The sequence below is a fragment of the Candidatus Kapaibacterium thiocyanatum genome (assembly GCA_001899175.1).
Classification (GTDB): domain Bacteria; phylum Bacteroidota; class Ignavibacteria; order Kapaibacteriales; family Kapaibacteriaceae; genus Kapaibacterium; species Kapaibacterium thiocyanatum.
Genome location: MKVH01000021.1, coordinates 24,758 through 43,183 on the forward strand (window position 1 = coordinate 24,758; position 18,426 = coordinate 43,183).

At 58.7% G+C, this 18,426-nt stretch carries 14 protein-coding genes and 1 tRNA gene; 4 read left to right on the forward strand and 11 right to left on the reverse strand.

The features are described from left to right. Positions 1 to 82 precede the first annotated feature (82 nt). A complete protein-coding gene (locus tag BGO89_06415; protein ID OJX57604.1) occupies positions 83 to 391 on the forward strand; it encodes a hypothetical protein in 309 nt (102 codons plus the stop codon). Then, positions 388 to 723 carry a hypothetical protein gene (locus tag BGO89_06420; GenBank protein OJX57605.1) on the forward strand — a complete coding sequence of 112 codons (336 nt, stop codon included), beginning with the start codon at positions 388 to 390 and terminating at the stop codon, positions 721 to 723. The genes BGO89_06415 and BGO89_06420 overlap by 4 nt, the downstream gene beginning before the upstream one ends. On the opposite strand, the gene BGO89_06425 is transcribed toward BGO89_06420, so the two are convergent. After that, positions 720 to 1,625, reverse strand: a complete 906-nt coding sequence (locus BGO89_06425; protein OJX57606.1) for a hypothetical protein — start codon at positions 1,623 to 1,625, stop codon at positions 720 to 722. The two genes, BGO89_06420 and BGO89_06425, sit on opposite strands and share 4 nt — an antisense overlap. 623 nt (positions 1,626 to 2,248) lie before the next feature. Between BGO89_06425 and BGO89_06430 the strand changes: the two genes are divergently transcribed. Both BGO89_06430 and BGO89_06435 read left to right on the forward strand, forming a co-directional pair. Then, positions 2,249 to 2,773 (forward strand): hypothetical protein, encoded by a 525-nt coding sequence (locus BGO89_06430; GenBank protein ID OJX57607.1) that lies wholly within the window; start codon positions 2,249 to 2,251, stop codon positions 2,771 to 2,773. Positions 2,774 to 2,830: 57 nt separating this feature from the next. Beyond that, a complete protein-coding gene (locus BGO89_06435) occupies positions 2,831 to 3,457 on the forward strand; it encodes a hypothetical protein (protein OJX57608.1) in 627 nt (208 codons plus the stop codon). Between the two features lie 127 nt (positions 3,458 to 3,584). Here BGO89_06435 and BGO89_06440 read toward each other — a convergent pair whose 3' ends face one another. The 10 genes from BGO89_06440 to BGO89_06485 form a co-directional block, all read right to left on the reverse strand. Beyond that, on the reverse strand, positions 3,585 to 4,121 hold the full coding sequence (locus tag BGO89_06440; protein ID OJX57609.1) for a hypothetical protein: 537 nt from the start codon (positions 4,119 to 4,121) through the stop codon (positions 3,585 to 3,587). Positions 4,122 to 4,264: 143 nt separating this feature from the next. Then, positions 4,265 to 4,729: an AraC family transcriptional regulator gene (locus BGO89_06445; GenBank protein ID OJX57610.1), complete on the reverse strand. Its 465-nt coding sequence runs from the start codon at positions 4,727 to 4,729 to the stop codon at positions 4,265 to 4,267. Between the two features lie 262 nt (positions 4,730 to 4,991). Then, a tRNA-Pro gene (locus BGO89_06450) sits at positions 4,992 to 5,065 on the reverse strand. A gap of 161 nt (positions 5,066 to 5,226) precedes the next feature. Then, complete coding sequence (locus BGO89_06455; GenBank protein ID OJX57611.1) at positions 5,227 to 6,150, reverse strand: hypothetical protein; 924 nt, start codon at positions 6,148 to 6,150, stop codon at positions 5,227 to 5,229. Continuing rightward, positions 6,138 to 8,450 carry a hypothetical protein gene (locus tag BGO89_06460; protein ID OJX57612.1) on the reverse strand — a complete coding sequence of 771 codons (2,313 nt, stop codon included), beginning with the start codon at positions 8,448 to 8,450 and terminating at the stop codon, positions 6,138 to 6,140. Before BGO89_06460 ends, BGO89_06455 begins: the two co-directional genes overlap by 13 nt. A gap of 37 nt (positions 8,451 to 8,487) precedes the next feature. Continuing rightward, the gene (locus tag BGO89_06465; GenBank protein OJX57613.1) at positions 8,488 to 9,771 is read right to left on the reverse strand and encodes a hypothetical protein; all 1,284 of its coding nucleotides are present in this window, start codon (positions 9,769 to 9,771) and stop codon (positions 8,488 to 8,490) included. Next, positions 9,747 to 10,409, reverse strand: coding sequence for a hypothetical protein (locus BGO89_06470; protein ID OJX57614.1), 663 nt, complete (start codon positions 10,407 to 10,409; stop codon positions 9,747 to 9,749). Before BGO89_06470 ends, BGO89_06465 begins: the two co-directional genes overlap by 25 nt. 4 nt (positions 10,410 to 10,413) lie before the next feature. After that, positions 10,414 to 13,497: a hypothetical protein gene (locus tag BGO89_06475; protein ID OJX57615.1), complete on the reverse strand. Its 3,084-nt coding sequence runs from the start codon at positions 13,495 to 13,497 to the stop codon at positions 10,414 to 10,416. Positions 13,498 to 13,596: 99 nt separating this feature from the next. Then, on the reverse strand, positions 13,597 to 14,199 hold the full coding sequence (locus tag BGO89_06480) for a 30S ribosomal protein S4 (GenBank protein ID OJX57616.1): 603 nt from the start codon (positions 14,197 to 14,199) through the stop codon (positions 13,597 to 13,599). A gap of 508 nt (positions 14,200 to 14,707) precedes the next feature. Beyond that, the gene (locus tag BGO89_06485; protein OJX57617.1) at positions 14,708 to 18,400 is read right to left on the reverse strand and encodes a hypothetical protein; all 3,693 of its coding nucleotides are present in this window, start codon (positions 18,398 to 18,400) and stop codon (positions 14,708 to 14,710) included. Between the last annotated feature and the right edge of the window lie 26 nt (positions 18,401 to 18,426).

An 18,426-nucleotide genomic window follows, 5' to 3' on the forward strand; every position in this document is an offset into this window, starting at 1 on the left:
CGGCAATATCGCCAAGGTATGGGGATCGATAAGGATAGGTAATTTTGCAGGCTAGCTTCGTCAACATTCGCCGCAATCCATCATGTCACTCCTCTCCTCGGCCGTTGGACGTCTGCGTGTCGTTGCCTTCGTCGAAGGCATCTCCTTCCTGGTGCTGCTCTTCATCGCCATGCCCCTCAAGTATTTCGCAGACAGCCCGCAGGCAGTGCGCGGCGTCGGACTGATTCACGGTCTGCTCTTCGTCCTCTACATCCTCGCCATGTTCTATGCCCATATGGAACGCAAGTGGCCTGCAGCAACGCTCCTGAAGGTCTTCCTCGGTTCCCTCCTGCCGTTCGGGACGTTCTGGGTCGACAAACGCTTCCTCGCCACGAGCGAACGAAACGGATGACGATCATCACCGGTCTCGTTCCCCACGCACAGGACGGACGTTCGTTCCGGCTCGAATGCATCGATCTGCCGGACGACGTACGCTATATCTCCGTCTGGCTTCGCCATCGTATCACGATGATACGGATCGGTCCCGTTCTCGTCGATCATCGTGCGGATAACGACACGGTCCGTGCCGTACGAACAGGGCCGGGAAGCATCGACGTGACATGCAGGGAAGAGCTGATGCTCGGCGCATGGGATGTATGGCTCGATATCGTCGACTCCGACGATAACATCGAGCATTCGACGTGCATACGTCATACGATCGCTGCACGGCAGGTAGTGCGCTAGGATGCGAGGCAGGTAGTCATGATGGAATGTATCGCACATGCGACGTTACTCCATGAGTAATGGCTCTGGACGGACATCGCTTGCTCTTCAGCTCGCCTCTTCATCTCGTCATCCATACAAACCGTGATCATAGTATCGGCCAGACGGTATGCGTCATGATGATCGATGAGGACGCCGTTGTCACCGTTTCGAATTATTTCGGGCATCGCATACGCGTTCCGCGCAATGACAGGCAGACCTGCCGACAATGCCTCTACGAAGACAATGCCAAAGGCCTCGAAGGTCGACGGCATGATGAACACATCGGCCTGATTCATCAGCATCCCAACGACGTCGGGCAACACCTTTCCGGCAAAAATGATCCCATCCGGAATCGGACCAGGCAGAGGCCATGTGGACGGACCTGCCACGATCAACCGAAGTGGTATTGTGGCGTTCTTCCTGGCATGGACGAACGCCTCCACGACGAGCCTCCCGCCCTTCCGCTCGAAATCCTTGCCTACGAACAGTAACGTCCTGGCCTGGTTATTCCCGCTCCGCATCGTACGAGGTAATGACACATGACTGTTGATGGCCGGTGGCACCACGAAGACGCGGTCTGATGGAATGACCCCTGACTTCCTGATGAAGATCGCATCCCATTCCGACATCGTGATAATACCGTATGTTCGACGATAACGCCCCTCCTGTTGACGCATACGGCGAAGGAGGCGTGATCGCGTATAGGTAGCGAACTGCGAAGCGGCAACCCCACCTGGCCCCATCTCCTCCATGATGTGGGCCATGCTCGCATCCTGATAGATGAAGGTATGTGGATGCACGAGACCGACGTCACCAATAGCCAGGACGGCGTCGCATGGCACCGCATTTCGGATTCGACGCCTCAATGACAGATCGAACATGGCGAACGTTGCTGGATCGACACGCCATTGGCTTACCCAACGCCCATGGTGCCTACGCAATGTTCCGTATCGAAGCACCATCCGGGTCAAGGGTGAAAGGACGGCAGGCAGGTCGACAACCTCGAGTGCCGATATCCCACACAAAGCACCGTAGAGGTTCCACGGTACATGAGACCAGGTCGCGACCCTGTCTTCCGCCCAGGCGCAGGCATAACCCAATCGAAACATATTCACGCCATCGATAGTGATTGCGTAATCAATCTATCCTACGATGATCTACGGCGAACCTTTACAGAACCTTGTATAGCGTATTGCGTGAGATCCTATCCATTGCGAGAACCATCGGAATCGGTCTACACGATCAATGACAATGTAACTACTAACGAGACATAGTCCTCCGCTACCGGTAGCAACCGATGGTCAGGTACTCCAGAGGAGGATAACAGTGGTAATCTTGATATTCTTGTACACCGGAATGGGGTCCGGTATGTAGTGCTTCCATATATCATGTACTGAGGTTTCCGATGTCACGAAGACCTTTTCTTGCACGCCTGTTGACAGGCGTGTCCATAGTTCTCGTATTCCTCGGAGTCGCCGCACAACGTTCTACCGCACAGCCCTGTATGTGCTTCGGACCGGACGTGGTGCAACGCATCTCCATCTGCACCGAAGGTCAGACACGTGCGATCGATCTCACGTTCTGCATCGACAGCTACTGCCCGGCCCAGCCGTATCCGAGTCCCTGTGGTGGGCAGCCCGTCAACGCGCGCGTCATCATCAAGAAGATATGCCCGGTAGGTTGGACGGCAACGAACATCAACACTCTTCTGATCTCGACCATCGCGGGACTCGGCGCATGCTGTTCCGGCAACACTTATCTCCCTGCTTGTACGCTGAACACCGACTACGTACTGCTCGTGAGTTCCAACAAGTGCTGGACGATGGATCCCGTCACCAACTGTTGGGCAGAATGCACCACCTTGGGGCCATGCTGCTCGTTCTTCGTCCGCTATCAACCCGGTGTTCCGACGGCCGGCGAATGCCTGACCACCATTCTTGGCGGCTGCACCGATCCCGGCACATGCTCCTCACCGGGGTGCGAGACGCAGATATGTACGCTGCCGGGTGGACCTATCTGCTGCTTCTGATGCACATTCCTATCCGTTTCGACTACCATTCCCGTCATAGTATCCATGAGGTTTCCGATGTCACACGTTCCTGCACATATGCGTGCATTGATCGTTCTGATGCTCGCTATCGCATGCACGTTCACGACGACTACGCGTATCAACGCGCAGCAGTCGTGCGAATGCTCGGCTCCTGAACAACTCCTGCAGGTCCTGATCTGCTTCGAGAACGAGATACGGCTCGTTCACGTTACCGTATGCACGGAAGGCTTCTGCCCTGCCGTTGCATATCCTCATCCCTGTGCGACTCAACCGATCAATGCCCGAACGGTCATCAAGAGTATCTGTCCCATCAGTTGGTCCACTACGAACATCCAGGCGCTCGTGCAGGCCACGATCACGGGCATCGGCATATGCTGCAGCAGCGGTGCGCAGCTTCCTGGATGCACGATCGGACCGGACTACATATGGCTCGTCAGCTATGGAAGGTGCTGGTCGCAGAATCCCGTCACCGATTGCTGGACTACGTGCGCCGGCTCTCCATGCTGCTCGCATCTGATCAGGTATCAGCCCAACTTCCCCGTTCCGGGCCAATGTACGACGACGTTACTCGGTTCCTGCGATGATGGCGCCACATGTCCTCCCGGAACCGGTTGCGTCTCGATCGACTGCGACTATCGCGTCGGCCCCGACTGCTGCCACTGATCCCGTCACCAATATCGATGATCGACGGTTGCCCCATCATCCGTCGATCATCGATGTCGGATCGTGATACTATCCATCGTGAGTGATGAACACCGTTATGTTTGTGCGTCGTTCCATACGACGCAGCTTATCGTTTCGATGGTGGACGTTCCAGCGTCGGATTCTGGTTGTAGCTCTTCGACTGTCCCGGGGGAATGCTGAGATACGTCCATTCCGCACCACGGAGCCCTTTCGCGAGAAAGACGATCTGGCCTACATGATAGGCCACATGGGCGACCGATCGCTGCAATGCTTCGATGACGGATAACTGCTGCCCGCGAATGACGACGTTACGGAAGAGATCCTCGTCGGTCAATCCATCGAGCGCATCCAGGAGAACACTCCATCCCTCGTTCCATACATCCAGCAATTCACCTTGCGTCGTCGTACGCTGAAGGAATTCGCTGTCGCGATCGCGCCAGGGCTTCTCGCCGTCCGTCGTAAGAAAATCCGTGAAGCGTGATCGCAGGTTGCCGCCGATATGCCAGACGATGGTGGCGACCGAATTGTCGTTGGCCGCCGTCGTCGCACTCAACTGATCGTCCTGCAATTGCCTGATCGCACCTTCACCAAGATGCTTGTAGCGGAGATACTCATCGCGTACGGCTTCGACGACGGAAGGCATGACAACTCCAGTATGAGGATGATCGAAGATTCCGGACGCAATATTACGACGTTCCCGTCGGGTCGATAGCACGATCCCCGATGCCCGAAACGACGGCGCCCCTCCGGTAGTGGAGAGGCGCGGTATTCTTCGACGGGAATCGATCACTTGTTCAGCGGTCTGTTCAGCTCCGTACGCCATTTCGTCGGATCCGGCTGCGTTCCCGGACCTTCGACGTAGGACTCCCACAGACTCTGCTGCGTGTCGTATCCATGCGACGCGAGCCATTCGCCGAACTCGCCCCAGGCCGGCCCAAGACCTTCGTAGGGTCCTTGATAGTACGTACGCGCTACCGTTGCCGCCGGAAGTTCACCGGGTACGACACGTCCTGAAGCCTGCACCGGAGCCGATACCGGGACACCGACCTCGAAATCGAAGACGTCGGGATCGAACCGGAAATGATGGGAATAAGCAGCACCCGTGGGCGCGATTCCCTGGGCGGCGATCGTACCCATCAGTTCCTGGAAGGCGGGCCCCATCGAGTTCTGGATCTCCGAACGCGGAATGGTAAGACGGATGACGGCCGATGCCTGGGCCGACGTCTCGACGATGGTGGGTTCGGTGAGCATGGATACATCTCCTGCATTGAATGATAGGAACGGAAATTCGATCAGGTGAAGACTACCGACTCAAAGGTGATACTGTTTCGCTAAATACGACTCGCGCTCGGCGACTCCTATCGGTCGACGTATCGTGATTCAACGGATACGGCACGAACGGATCGTAAAGATAGAGATAAAACGAAGCGCACAGCTCCTGCATTCCGACGAAGAGAACCGCCTCATTAACGACAAAGCCGTGCCAACCTAAGCTGACACGGCTCATCGTCCGTCGGCGTGGCGGGATTTGAACCCACGACCCCCACTACCCCAAAGTGGTGCGCTACCGGGCTGCGCTACACGCCGTTACCTTTCCGATTCGAGAATCGGATGACAAAAATACGAAAAGCGCCGTGATTCACTTCGTAAAAGATGGTTCGTCGCAGCAGATATTCTGCCTGACATCCGGCTATCGACGCGCTCATCGTCGGGAGCGTGAGGCCCATCCGGATACGGCGGAAACGGCTCTAGTCCTTGATCCTGATCCGCTTCGTGACCTTGCGGGCGCCGAAAAAGGCACCGATGGCATCGCCCGTGACGTTGAACTTCGGATTGCGGCCGCTGAATCCGAAAGGATTGAACCCCTCTTCCTTGCTCTCCACGAAGTCGAGGAAGGGACGCTCGGCGACCCAGATCGATACATCGAGGGAATCGGGTCCGGATATGCTGACGTTGGTATAGATGGACCGGGATCGGAGCTCGACGATACCGCCGGGCTGCTGCCCCGTGGTATCGGCAAGGTCGTTGTCGTCGACGAGGAACGGCGTGGTAGGCACCGGCTCGATGTACCGGGCCGTGCTCTTCGTCGTCATCCACGCGACCGTCGACGGCTGGAGACGCAGACGTGCCACGATCCGCTTGCCACGCATGCTCCCAAACGTGGTATCGACGGCTTCGACGGAGACGAGATCGACGGGCGACGGAATGGTCGTCACGGACGACGCACGCATGGAACCGGCCTGGACGTCGATCGAGATCGGAACGTGATCCGGAAGGGACACGGACTCGAGCATGTGGAAGCCAGTCGTTCTGTCCTCGGTCAGAGTGACCGTCTGTCCATTCCATGAAAGCGTTATGCGGCCCCCGAATACGATGGAATTATCGAACGTCGGCTGTACGCCGGTAGGAAGGGTACGCTGGATCTGGATACGCGTCGTATCGTCCTGTCCGATGAAGGTATTGATGACGAGCTGCTCACGATACGGTATGTCGATGGTGATGACCTGTTCGCAACCCGTCAGCCAGGGAACGATGAACAATGCTGCTATCAAGGCCAGCGCCCGGATCTCCGTCGACATGGACATGACACGTGCCGCGGCGTCAAGTGATCCGTTCGGGATACGACGGATTCCGTTCCTCGCGAGCGATATGATCTGTCTCAGAATGTGCATCGCAGCCCCAGCGTAGGGATGATGGGAAACAGCGTCAATTGCTTGATCACGTTCTCGAACTCACCCTTCGACGGATTGTAGACTTCATCGGCATAGAGCGCGAAGGGATTACGCCTGTTGTAGACGTTGTAGATGTTGAGCGACAACTGGAACGGCAGTCCGAACCATTCGTACGAATAGGTGGCCTGAAGATCGAGCTTGTGGAACGGTGCGATGCGATAGCCGTTGCGTTCCGTGTATAACTGGCCGACATCGCTCCGCCCATACGTCGTCGGATACCACGCGACGGGTACGGTATAGGCCTGTCCGGTACCGTACGTCCACGTAGCGCCGAAGCTCCATGTGTCGTTCAGCTTGTAGTTGCCGACGACGGAGACGTCATGGCGGCGATCGTATCGCGGATAGAATGGCCGCCCGCCATTGAGTTCGGCGAACGTGCGCGTCGTCCATGCGAGCGTATAGCCGATCCATCCCGTGAACTTGCCTGCACGCTTGTTGAGGAACATCTCCACACCGTAGGCGATGCCCTTACCACGCGTGAACTGCGATTCGAGAGGTAGACCGAGCGTGAACTGCGCATTCTCCTTGTACTCGTAGAGATTCTGCATGTCCTTGATGTAGCCTTCCGCCGTGAAGAGTACATCGCCGTCGAACAGTTGCTGCTGGAGACCGAGAATGGCCTGGATACTTCTTCCCGGGAGGATCGACGGTGTGGACGGGAACCAGAGATCGGTCGGCAGGGCGATGTCGTTGCGGATGATGAGATGGAGGAACTGATGGGCCATCGCTGCCGATGCCGTGAGCGTCGTCGTCGGAGAGACGGTCCATGCCAGCGAGACACGCGGTTCGAGGCGCAGATAGTTCCCGGTCTGGAACCAGTACAGTCGGGCGCCGACGTTGGCCGACAGTGCGTCGGTGATCGTCCATTCGTCCTGGATGAATGCCGCTGCATCCAGAGCCTCGATCGTCCCGGTACGGCCGATACGTTCGAGATTCTGCACACGATCCGTGTAGGCATTGGCGATGAACCTGTGATGCGTCGCCTCGACGCCTGCCTTGACGAGGTGATCCGCCTCTGCCGTCCATTGAAGCTCGGTCCGGAGCATGATGTCCCGTATGCGGGAATCGGTATTGAAGTTGTAGGTAATGCCGGTGGAGCGCCGGGTATCGATCAGGCCCGTACCGAAGACGTAGTCCGTGTAGATGAACGACGATGACGCGAACAGTCCCGGCGAAATGAGATGCGTCCATCTCAGATTGGCCGTAGCGTTACCCCAGTCGACCTTGATCTCGTCTCCCTTGTCGGGCGAAGCCGCCAGGACGTCACGACCGAAGTAGGCGCTGGCATAGATCCGGTCCCGCTCGTTGATCTTCCAGTTGAGCTTGGCGTTCAGGTCGTAGAAGTAGTACGATGGTGCGGGAAGCGTGTCGGTGACGAACAACGGTGCGAAGATATCGGCATAGAACCTGCGTCCCGATATCATGAAGGTCACGTCTTCCGTGATCGGGCCGTCCACGGTCGCTCCTGCGGCGATCATGCTGATGTGCGCCGATCCCTTGATGCGCTCGGCATTGCCCTCCTTCATCGTGAGGTCGAGAACGCTCGACAGACGTCCTCCGTACTCCGCCGGAAACGCACCCTTGATCAGCTTGATATCACGCAAGGCATCCGCATGGAACGAGCTGAGGAAGCCACCGAGGTGCGATGGATTGTAAACGACGACACCATCGAGAAGAATAAGGTTCTGGTCGGGCGATCCCCCACGTACATAGAGTCCGCTGGACAGCTCCGTAGACGCCTTGACACCGGGAAGAAGCTGCAGGGCCCTGAAGACGTCGACTTCACCACCGAACGACGGCATGTTCGAGATGAACTCGGGTGAGACGGATATCGTTCCGATGCGTTCGAGTGCCGACCCTTCCCGCTCGGCATTGACGACGATCTCGCGACCTGCGACATCGGCCGACGACATCTCCACGTCGATCGTCAGCGACGTCGTCGTGTCGCCGATGGTGATGGCCTTCATCCACGGACTGTATCCGACGGCCGTCACGACGATGGTATATCTGCCTTCGCGGAGTCCCTTCAGGGCATAGTAGCCGTATCTGTTCGAATACGTACCGCGTTCCGGCCGTCTGTCCGCACGGAGACTGTCGCGATGCAGCGCTATGGTAGCTCCTATGACGACCTCGGCGGACCCACGTTCGCGTACGACGCCGTTGATCGTGGCATCCGCACCACGCAACTGACCGAACATCACCAGCAACAGGATGGATATCGAGGAAAGCAAACGGATCATACGGGCATGACACCTGACGAAGCATTTTGTTTTCCGATCACGGCGATCCTTCCTCTTCCGCCCGGGGCTCGGGAAGGCCGCGTACGAGCATGAGGGACGATGCCATGACGACGGCGCTCACGACGAACGTCCACTTCAAGGGCAGGGCCATCGTGATCGCACTGCACACGAGTGGTCCGATCAGATTCCCCATCAGCGTCGCACTGCTGGCCAGCCCCATGATGCCGCCTCGACGCCCCTGCGGCGACCTCCGCGTCAGCTCTCCGTACAACAGCGGCAGGATGGCGCCGACTGCGAGACCGATGACGACGCGAACGGGAAAGAGCCATTGATACGAAGGAACGAAGGCCTGGGCGAACATCCCCGCCCCGACGATGCTTCCGGCGATCATCATGGTACTCCGGAAACCCATCGTATCGCTCCGTACGCCCCACCATTGCGCACTGACGATACTGCACAGACCGACCATCGAAACGATGGCACCTGCCAGCGTACTGAGGATGGCACGTGGCGCGCCAAGTTCGGCGATGTAGTACGGGAAGATCGGCGATGGCAGGACGATGGCCGTCTGCGAGATGAGCATGATGACGAGAAGCGTCCGCAATGACGGGTTCCTCACGGCAAGACTGATGTTGCCGAGAACGCGTCCCGGACGCGGAGCCCGGACGGTACGATCCTCATGTACACGGCGCACGACGATGAAGAGACTCACGGCACACATCACGCCGACGAACCAGAAGACCGTCCTCATACCGAAGGCATCGGAAATGGTTCCACCCACGAGTGGACCGATGATGTTGCCTGCTGCGATGGATGTCTGCAGCGTGGCCAGCGAATAGCCGACCCGTTCGGGCGGCGACTGGGCGCTGACGAAGGAATTGTTCGATGCGACGAAGCCGCTCGCCGCACCCTGTATGACGCGGAGAACGAAGAGCATCCATACGTTCGTCGAGAATCCCATCAACGTCATGGTGATGCCGAGACCGAAGATCGCCCGCACGACCATGCTCTTCTGCCCGTATTTGTCCCCCATCGCTCCCCAGACCGGGGTGAGCATGGAGGACATGATGAAGGGTGCGGCGGTGATGAGACCGCTCCAGAGATTCGCGTCCTTGTCGGCGACACCGAGTTCGTGAATGAAGAGCGGCAGGAACGGAATGCAGGCACTCATTCCCACCATGGCGATGAACTGGGCGAACCACAGGACCAGGAGATTGCGTCGCCAGGGCTCGCGAGGGGTCTGTCGTCGCCCGCGTCCTTCGGTCAGCAGTTCCAGGAATGGATGTGCCATGGCGATCAGGATGGACGGCGTTGCATCCACATATAGGCGATACCACCCGCCACTGCGATCGCAGCGATGTATGGCCAGTGCTGCAGGGCGAGCGCAGGATAGAAGGCGGCGATCAATCCCATACCGACGAGCGTTCCGCCCAGATGGGCGTCATGGCCGACGTTGTCCCAACGTCCGCGCATGCCTGCGATCGAATAGACGATGAAGAGAACGCCGACGATCCACGACGAGATCGGAATCGGCAGCGGGAAGATGATCATCGGAAGGTCGGGATACAGGACCGTCGCGCCGCCGACGACGGCGCAGACCCCGCCGGACGCTCCGACGGCTCTGTACGATGCGTCATGGCGATGCTTGATGACGCCGGTGAAGGAGCCGATCAGGATGCCCAGCACGTAGAGCATGAGAAAGCGCCAGGGCTCGATGACGTGTTCCATCCACGAGCCGAAGGCGAAGAGCGAAACCATATTGGCGAAGAGGTGCATCCAGTCCGCGTGAACGAGACCGGACGTCAGCATGCGCCAGAACTGTCCTCCATGCAGGACGTCGTCGACGTCGAGCATGAGGGCACGATAGATGGCTTCATTCCTAAACGCGACGATCGTGACCGCCGCAGTGGCGATCACGATCGTCAACGTCATCGGTATCAGGGACAGGTCGGTGCCCACGTCGTTACTGCACGGCGGTGATCATCTGCGGTGCCCTGCCCAGACGGACCTGCAGTTGCATGATCCTGCGTTGCAGTTCCATAGCGGCCTGCTGCATGCGCTGGTCGGGGGCATTGACGGGATACCTGGATTCGAGCGCCTGTGCGGCTCTCAGGGCACCTTCGTAATCCTTCGCACGTTCGAGCTTCTGGATCTGCAGTTCGTCGATCATGAAGTTGAGCAGCGGATCCTGTGTGCTTCCGCGGGCGAACTGACGATAGTAATTCGCAGCGTCGTCGTAGCGGCCGAGAACGGCGGATACTTCACCAGCCATGCGTTCGGGCACGATGTTGTTGTTCATCTGCGGTTCCCATGCACGCAGCGCAGGCTTCTTGATGAGGACTTCGCACGTCTTCAGGAGTCGCGCTGCCGTCTCTTCCGCATCCTTCTGCGCTCCGGCGGATTCCAGCATCTTCATCATGTTGTATTCGAGGGAGATCGGCATGCTGAAGAGTTCGGGCGAGATGAGCTCGTTCATACGACGGATCATCGCGACCGCACGAGCGGAGTCCTTCTTCTCGTACAGAAGCCACGTGGCGTAACGATAGAAGATGTTACGATAGTTGCTGAGATAGCCGCGGTGTACGTCGTCGTAGTAGACCGTCGGTGTATTCAGGTTACGGAACTTCAGACCGTAGGCCGGTTCCGTCGAGAAGTCGTCACCGTCACGAGTCTTCACCAGACACGCCGTCATGACTTCGTCGTTGACGCCTTCCCCGATCGCCGATGTCTGTGGCGAAGGGCAGACGCGATAGGCCATACCTTCGAGACGAAGGTAGTTGTCGAGACCGATGTATTCGTCGGCCCACGACGGATCGCCTACCGACGTGCTGAAGTAGATCGGGCGCTTCATCTTCGTCTGGTTGATGATATCGAAGACGAGCTTGTGCTGCACTCCGAACAGATACATCGGATTGCCGCGTTCGTCCTGGCGCATCATCCGTCCCTTGTACGTCCACGTCATGACGGGATTGCGCAACAGTGCGGAATCGGACGTGAACTTCGCCATCACGGCAGGGTCGATGTCGATGCTGACGACGCGAGCGGGGGCGAAGTCATAGGTAAGGGCCTTCGGATCGTTCTCCTTCACCGTGAGCGATTCATCGCTGAAGGAAAGCGGCAGGCGCTTGGCTCCGTACGGCTCCTGGTTCTTGAGCTGCTCGATGTACCATTGCGTCTGGCCGAGCGACAGGTTCACGACGCGAACGTCGCGTCGGACACCGGCCACGTCCTGCAGATACCATACCGGGAACGTATCGTTATCGCCGTTCGTGAAGACGATGGCGTCCTTCTCGAGCGACTGCAGGATGTTGTACGCATAGTCGAAGGCCAGGTAGTTACCCGCACGACTATGGATGAACCATCCCTGATAGGCCATGTTGACGGGGACGACGAGAACGAGAGCGGCGAGGACGCCACCCACCGCCGGAGCGTTCTTGCGGAGGCGTTCGAGGATGGCGAACGATCCGAGACCGACCCACATCGCCCAGATCATGAAGGAGCCTACGTAGAAGTAGTCTCGCTCGCGAGGCTGGGGATCCTGCTGGTTCTGCTGGATGGCGGCGAGAACGCCGGTCATCAGGAAGAGAACGAGATAGACCCAGGCCATCTTCTTGTCGCGCATGAACTGGAAGACCAGCCCGACGCAGCCGAGAAGGAAGGGCAGGGCCCAGAAGTTGACCGGGAAATGGCTGGCATAGCCATTCTTGTGATTCCACTGTTCGACGTCGGTCTTCGACGTGACGGGGCTGTACGAGGGAGAATCCTGCACGTCGCTGATGCGACCGATGAAGTTCCAGGCGAAGTAGCGCAGATACATGTGCTTCACCTGATAGCCCCACAGATAGGCCAACTCGGCACCGGTATCGGTCTTCCATGCACCGTAATCGGGCTCCTGGAATTGCGTACCGTCCTTCTTGGTCAGCACCTTGTACGGCGGACGCGTCCACTTGCCGAACTTCTGATAGCGTTCCACGAAGCGCTGTTCGGTCTGATACCGCCGCGGCCAGCTGGGAGCCTTGCCGTACTGTTCACGGCCAAGGTAGGATACGAGCTTGTCGAAGTTCTCCGGCTTGTTCTCGTTCATCGGAGGATTCGAATTCGCACGGATCATGATGTGCGTATACGACGAATAGCCGAGAACGATCAGGAGGAAGGACGAACAGAGCAGTCCGAGAACATGATGTTGCGTCTTGCGGCCGTAGTATACGCCGTAGCCTGCGAGGATCAGGACACCGATGCCCAGCAGGGTGAAGAACATGCTGTCTTCGACCATCCATTCGTCGGCATCCGTCTTGAAGGGCAGGTTCCCTGCGAACAGGGCCGGCAGCTTCATGATGATCAGGTTGTAGACGACGAAGAACGTCGCAAGCCCGATGAGCAGCGTCAGGATGAACGTTCCCACGCCGAACTTGTACTTGCGGAGATAGATGAGCAGGACGAGGGAGAAGATCGTGAGGATGGACAGCAGGTGGACGCCGATGGACAGACCGATGATATAGGCGATGAGAAGCAGGTACTTCTCGTGCCCCGGCTCATCGGCCTTCTCCGTCCATACCATCATCAACCATACGATGAGGGCCACGAAGACCTGCGATGCGGCATAGACTTCGGACTCGACGGCATTGAACCAGAACGTATCGGAGAAGGCGAAGGTGAGGGCGGCGATGAAGCCCGACCCGTAGACGAGCAGTGCGTTGCCGAACTCGTTGAGGTCGCCATCGAAGAAATTGCGTATCACCTTGACGGTGATGAGGTAGAGCAGCAGAATCGTTACGGCACTGGCTACGACCGAGACCAGGTTCACTCTCCATCCCGGATCGCCGAAGGGCAGGAGGTGGAAGAGCTTGCCCAGCATGAGGAACAAGGGAGCACCGGGCGGGTGCGGGACCTGTTGTCCAACGGCTGCGGCCGTGAATTCACCGCAGTCCCAGAAGGGAACCGTGGGCTGCACCGTCATCAAGTATGTAACGAACGAGATGACGAGGGCCAGGACGCCAAGGGCGGTATGGAGGGCCTTGTTGTTGTTCTGCATGACCTCGAAACGCAAATGAGAGATAACCCGCAAAAGTAACGAAAAAGCCCCGGCTGGTATTGCCGGGGCTTGCTTCGTAAACGGAGTTTTTTTGCGCTTCGGTCGAGTGTCGGATTACCGCGAGTAGTACTCGATGACGAGGGGTACTTCGCAGACGACAGGGACTTCTTCCCGCGGCGGTTGATAGAGGAACTTCGCGGAGAAGTCGGCCTTCGACACGTCCAGATAAGGAGGTGCGCCGGACGAGCGGATGGCTTCCTGGAAGCATTCGAGCTTGCGGCTCTTTTCCTTCACGGAGATGACGTCATTGGGCTGTACGGCATAGGCCGGCATGTCGACCTTCTTGCCATTGACCAGAACGTGGCCGTGGCGGACATACTGGCGTGCGGCGTACATCGAGCGGGCGAAGCCCGAACGGAAGACGAGCGAGTCCAGACGCGATTCGAGCAGTTGGACGAGCAGATCACCGGTATTACCGACGAGGCGGGATGCCTTCGCCATGTAATTCGTCATCTGACGTTCGTGCACGTTGTACTGAAGACGCAGACGCTGCTTCTCGATGAGCTGCTTCGCGTAGTCGGAAAGTTTGGCGCGCTTCTTCGAAGCGCCATGTTGACCGGGCGCGTTAGGCTTGCGGTCCATGTACTTGCGAGCCTTCGGCGTCATGGCGAAGCCGAGCTTGCGCGACAGCTTTACCTTGGGGCCATTGTATTTCATGTGTACCTCGCTACCGGATGATATCCGGTGCAACATTGGGTTGAACAATCCACCCCTGGGGTACAATCCGGGAGGGTGGCGGAGAACCACAAAGATACGGTATTTGGGTTTCCCACCAAACCCGATCCTGCTGATATCGTCCCTCCGGGGATTCCTGCGATCCTCTTCCACACCCGGATTCCGGGTGACTCATGATTTCCTTTTCGAGCTCCGCTCGAATGGTGTTCGTCAGCATATCACCATATCCCTCTGCCGGCGAGGTGCAGGCCACTATATCGACGATCGGATCACCCATGCCCCTATTCCCTTTCAATGGGCCTGGATGGAACCACACACGTCGTGGACGCACATTGTCCTGTCACTCACCAATGTCATACGCGAACCTTGCGGGCAGACAGATCGGGATAGATGACCTAGTTCCGTGGTAGATGGACATGGCGATGACCATCCACAAAACGACGAAGGGGCCCGCAGGCCCCTTCATGCTATTCATATTTCATCATCGTGTTTACGGCGCCATGGGCGTCTTCATCACCATCCAGTAGAAGCCACCGCCTTCGGTGGGAGCGTCGGACAGCGTGACCGTGAATTCGTTGTCGGCGGCATTGACGGCCGAGATGGCGAACTGCATCGGTGCACCGGAACGCGGGGTGATGATGATGACATCCCCGTCCTCCAGGTCGTAGGCACCCGGAATGGCAACCGTGTATTCCACGACGTTTCCGGCGCCGGCCTGGAAGCCGCGTGCGATACCGACGGCGGCATCGGGCTTCTTCCACGTCGTGACACCCGCACCATCGGTCACGAGTACATCGCCGCTGTTCCCCGCATCGGGCGGGAGCGAGAGTTGCCATGAACCCGTAGGAACGATGCGCGTCGTGACATCCCTGCCCAGTTCCATCCAGGGAGAGGTGAAGTAGGTGCCACTGACACCACCGACGTAGAGGTAGTTCTCGGCGAACAGTTCCATCGTGCCCTTCGTCGTCAGGTAGACGGATGCGCCTTCACGTCCTGCGCCGCCGAGAGTCAGACGGGAGTAGTCGGATACGCTCTGGGGACCGTTCTGCTCGGAATCGTCGCGGAAGCTCAGCTCCAGTTCGTAGTCGTCCATGTCGATGGACGCACTGCGATAGCCGTAGGCATTGCTTTCGTAGTTGAGGAACATTCCGTACGGGAGCATGCGGAACGAACCGTTGGCATAGCCGACGGGTTCTTCGTCGCAACCGCAGCCGATCGGCGAGTTCGTGTTGACGTCGAAGCTCGACGTGAACTGACCCGACCACGTCTCACCGTCGAACGTCGCACACTCCGCATCGACGTCCAGGGATTTACTATCGATCTTTACCATGTCCTCGACGTTCATGGTCAGGGCGCCGGTACCACCGAACGTCAAGGTCGTCGTCGTATCGTTCCTGTCGTTGATGGTCACATAGTGATCGCGCGTGATCGGATTCATGTCGGGTGTGATGCCGCCGAGTTCGAACGTCGCGTTCGACGAGTTATAGACGATGCCCTGATCCGCCGTTGCTACCAGGAGCGAGGCATTCAGCCACGAGAGTTCGTTGGTTTCCGTATCGAGCTGCAGGATGCCGCCCTTGCGCGATTCCGTCGGCGACGTCGTGGACGGCAACCGATACGTGATGTCGTCCGCCTGTTCGGATGCCGCCTTGAAGGTCGTGGACCGTTCGTTGCCGACGGTAAAGAGCTTCAGGCCGCGCGTCGATTCGACGTCGGCGAGAATTTCGAGATGATCGTCGATCTGTACCGCATGTTCCGGATTGGAGAGCCTGCCGTCCTCGGCGACGTTCAGACCTGCAGGGGACGTGACGGTGAACAGTCCTTCGACGTCCACGCCACTACCCGCATCGACGTTGCCGGAAAAGCGGACCTGTGATCCGTTCATCTGGACCATCTCGCCGTTCGGACCGAATTCGAGACGCGTCGTATCGTTGGTCTTGATGCCGACGGCCTGCGGATTGACGGAACCGATGGTGGTCGGCTCCATGAGGTAGTTGCCGCCGAGCAGCCAGTTGAGTTCACCGATCCGGCGACGGCTGACCACATTCGACTCACTGTCGATCAGGAGAATATCACTGTAGGTACCGCCGTGGTGCCCGAGTCCCCTGATGCTGAGACTGCCATTGCCCTCTTCACCGGAGACGTCGATCCTTACGTCATCCGCATCGCCATCTCCGAGCATCGTCGAACCGTCGACGGTCGTGTTGCCCTGGGCATCGGAACGCAGCTTGAGGTTCTCTGTCCACTGTGCGGTTTCGACGTCCCAGAAGATCGTCGATCCTTGCGTGGTACCGTGGCGAAGCCCAGGTGCCGTGATGGTGATGGTTCCGTCACCGTTGGTGATGGTGACGCCTTCGCCAGCCGTCAGCGTCGCGACCTGATAGGAACTGTCGGTCTTGCCGATCAGCAGACTGCCCGGCATCGGCTTCGTGCCCGTTCCCGTACCGCCATGAACGATGGGCAGGATACCACTGGATACGGCACCGGCATTGAGGTCGGTAAGATCCGGACCCGAGATTCCGACCGATCCTGCCGCCGTCAGGCGTCCTTGCGGATCCACCGTGAACGTCGGAATCATGGTCGGCGAACCGTAGGAACCGGTTGTGACGGTCGTATTCGCGAGCTTCGACGACGTCACGGATCCATCGGCGAGTTTCGGAGTGGTCACGGCACTGTCGGCAAGACGCGACGTCACCACCGCGCCGTTCCTGATGAGAGGATCGGGATAGGTACCCGCGAGATCGCCACCTGCATTGCCACCGGGAACCGTACCCGATATCGTGACGTTTCCTGCCGATGTGATACGGCCCTTGGGATCGACGGTGATCGTCGCGACCTGTGTCGACGATCCGTAGGACCCGGTCGTGACACCCGTGTTCGCGAGTTTCGGCGACGTCACGGATCCATCGACGAGCTTGGGCGTCGTGATGGAGGCATCGCCGATCTTCGGTGTCGTGACGGAACCGTCGGCAAGCTTCGACGTAGCGATCGCACCGTCGAGAACCTTCGGCGTCGTGACTGCATTCGCAGCGATGGAGGGGTTGGGATAGGTGCCCGTCAGATCACCACCGGCTGGCCCCACAGGACGCATACCGGTAAGCAGATAGTTGTTGACGCCGAGGATACGGCCGGCCGAATCGACTTCGAAGACGGGAATCCTGTCCGTACCGCCATAGACGCCGGGAGCGACACCAGTCTTCGACATCTGGTCGGACGTCACCTGGTCGCGCCCGATCTTCGACGTCGTGACCGCACCATCGGCAAGCTTCGGCGTCGTGACCGCGCCGTTCCTGATCAGAGGATCGGGATAGTTGCCCGTGAGATCGCCTCCCGCAGGGCCGTCGAGTTCGGGCACCTTGACGGGGATGGTGACGGCACCCGTCACACGGCCCTGTGCATCGATGGCCACGACGGGAATTTCCGTCGAAGAACCGTAGGTGCCTTGCACGACACCGGTGCGCGAGAGCTTCGGGCTCGTCACCGCTCCATCCGCAAGCTTGGGCGTGGTGATGCCGTCATCGGCTACGTCGACGATGACGTCGGGACCCGATCCGTTCCGTACATGGATGGAACGATCCTGGCTGGCGACACTTCGCACTCCTGCCTGGACGATGGCACCGGTGATACGGATCGTATCGCCGATCACTTCGACGTCGATGCCTTGCCCACCCTTGATGACGACGGCACCTTCGAGATCGTTGAGACTGGATACCACGCCGTCGGCGCCAGGTGCCACGCTCAGCGTACGTTCCGACGTCTCCGCGTGAATGGCATATGGCACCTGCGCCAGAGCCGTACGCGGCCGGAAGGGAGCCTGCCCCGTGATCCCGACTTCGAGCCAGAGCGGCCGCGAGAAGTCCACGTTCGTCATGGCGACCTGCGTACCGATGAGCACGGTGAAGAGACCGCGTTCGACCGTGACGACGTGAGCTTCGGTATAGACCTGCGCTCCAGCCGTAGCATCGTCGTAGAGGGAGAGATTCAGGGTATAGGTACCGTCCGGCACAGGCAGACCGTTGGCCCCGGCCAGAAGCCCCTGATAGCTGATGATGCGGGGAATCTGGGCGTTCGCCACAGGGCCGCACATGCAGGACAATGCGAGAGCCGCCGGCAGTACGATGCGCATACCGATGCGCCCTGCCATGCCCCCGCGCATTCCGTTGAAGGAGGAAGAATTCGACATGATGAAGCCCGCCCGTATAGTATGTT

What these genes read in the sequence shown, in the direction of transcription:
- BGO89_06445 (OJX57610.1), bottom strand. Translation starts at nt 4,729, where the DNA reads ATGCTCACCGAACCCACCATCGTCGAGACGTCGGCCCAGGCATCGGCC.
- BGO89_06460 (OJX57612.1), bottom strand. Translation starts at nt 8,450, where the DNA reads ATGATCCGTTTGCTTTCCTCGATATCCATCCTGTTGCTGGTGATGTTC.
- BGO89_06480 (OJX57616.1), bottom strand. Translation starts at nt 14,199, where the DNA reads ATGAAATACAATGGCCCCAAGGTAAAGCTGTCGCGCAAGCTCGGCTTC.
- BGO89_06430 (OJX57607.1), top strand. Translation starts at nt 2,249, where the DNA reads ATGTGCTTCGGACCGGACGTGGTGCAACGCATCTCCATCTGCACCGAA.
- BGO89_06485 (OJX57617.1), bottom strand. Translation starts at nt 18,400, where the DNA reads ATGTCGAATTCTTCCTCCTTCAACGGAATGCGCGGGGGCATGGCAGGG.
- BGO89_06435 (OJX57608.1), top strand. Translation starts at nt 2,831, where the DNA reads ATGTCACACGTTCCTGCACATATGCGTGCATTGATCGTTCTGATGCTC.
- BGO89_06415 (OJX57604.1), top strand. Translation starts at nt 83, where the DNA reads ATGTCACTCCTCTCCTCGGCCGTTGGACGTCTGCGTGTCGTTGCCTTC.
- BGO89_06425 (OJX57606.1), bottom strand. Translation starts at nt 1,625, where the DNA reads ATGTTCGATCTGTCATTGAGGCGTCGAATCCGAAATGCGGTGCCATGC.
- BGO89_06440 (OJX57609.1), bottom strand. Translation starts at nt 4,121, where the DNA reads ATGCCTTCCGTCGTCGAAGCCGTACGCGATGAGTATCTCCGCTACAAG.
- BGO89_06420 (OJX57605.1), top strand. Translation starts at nt 388, where the DNA reads ATGACGATCATCACCGGTCTCGTTCCCCACGCACAGGACGGACGTTCG.
- BGO89_06455 (OJX57611.1), bottom strand. Translation starts at nt 6,150, where the DNA reads ATGCACATTCTGAGACAGATCATATCGCTCGCGAGGAACGGAATCCGT.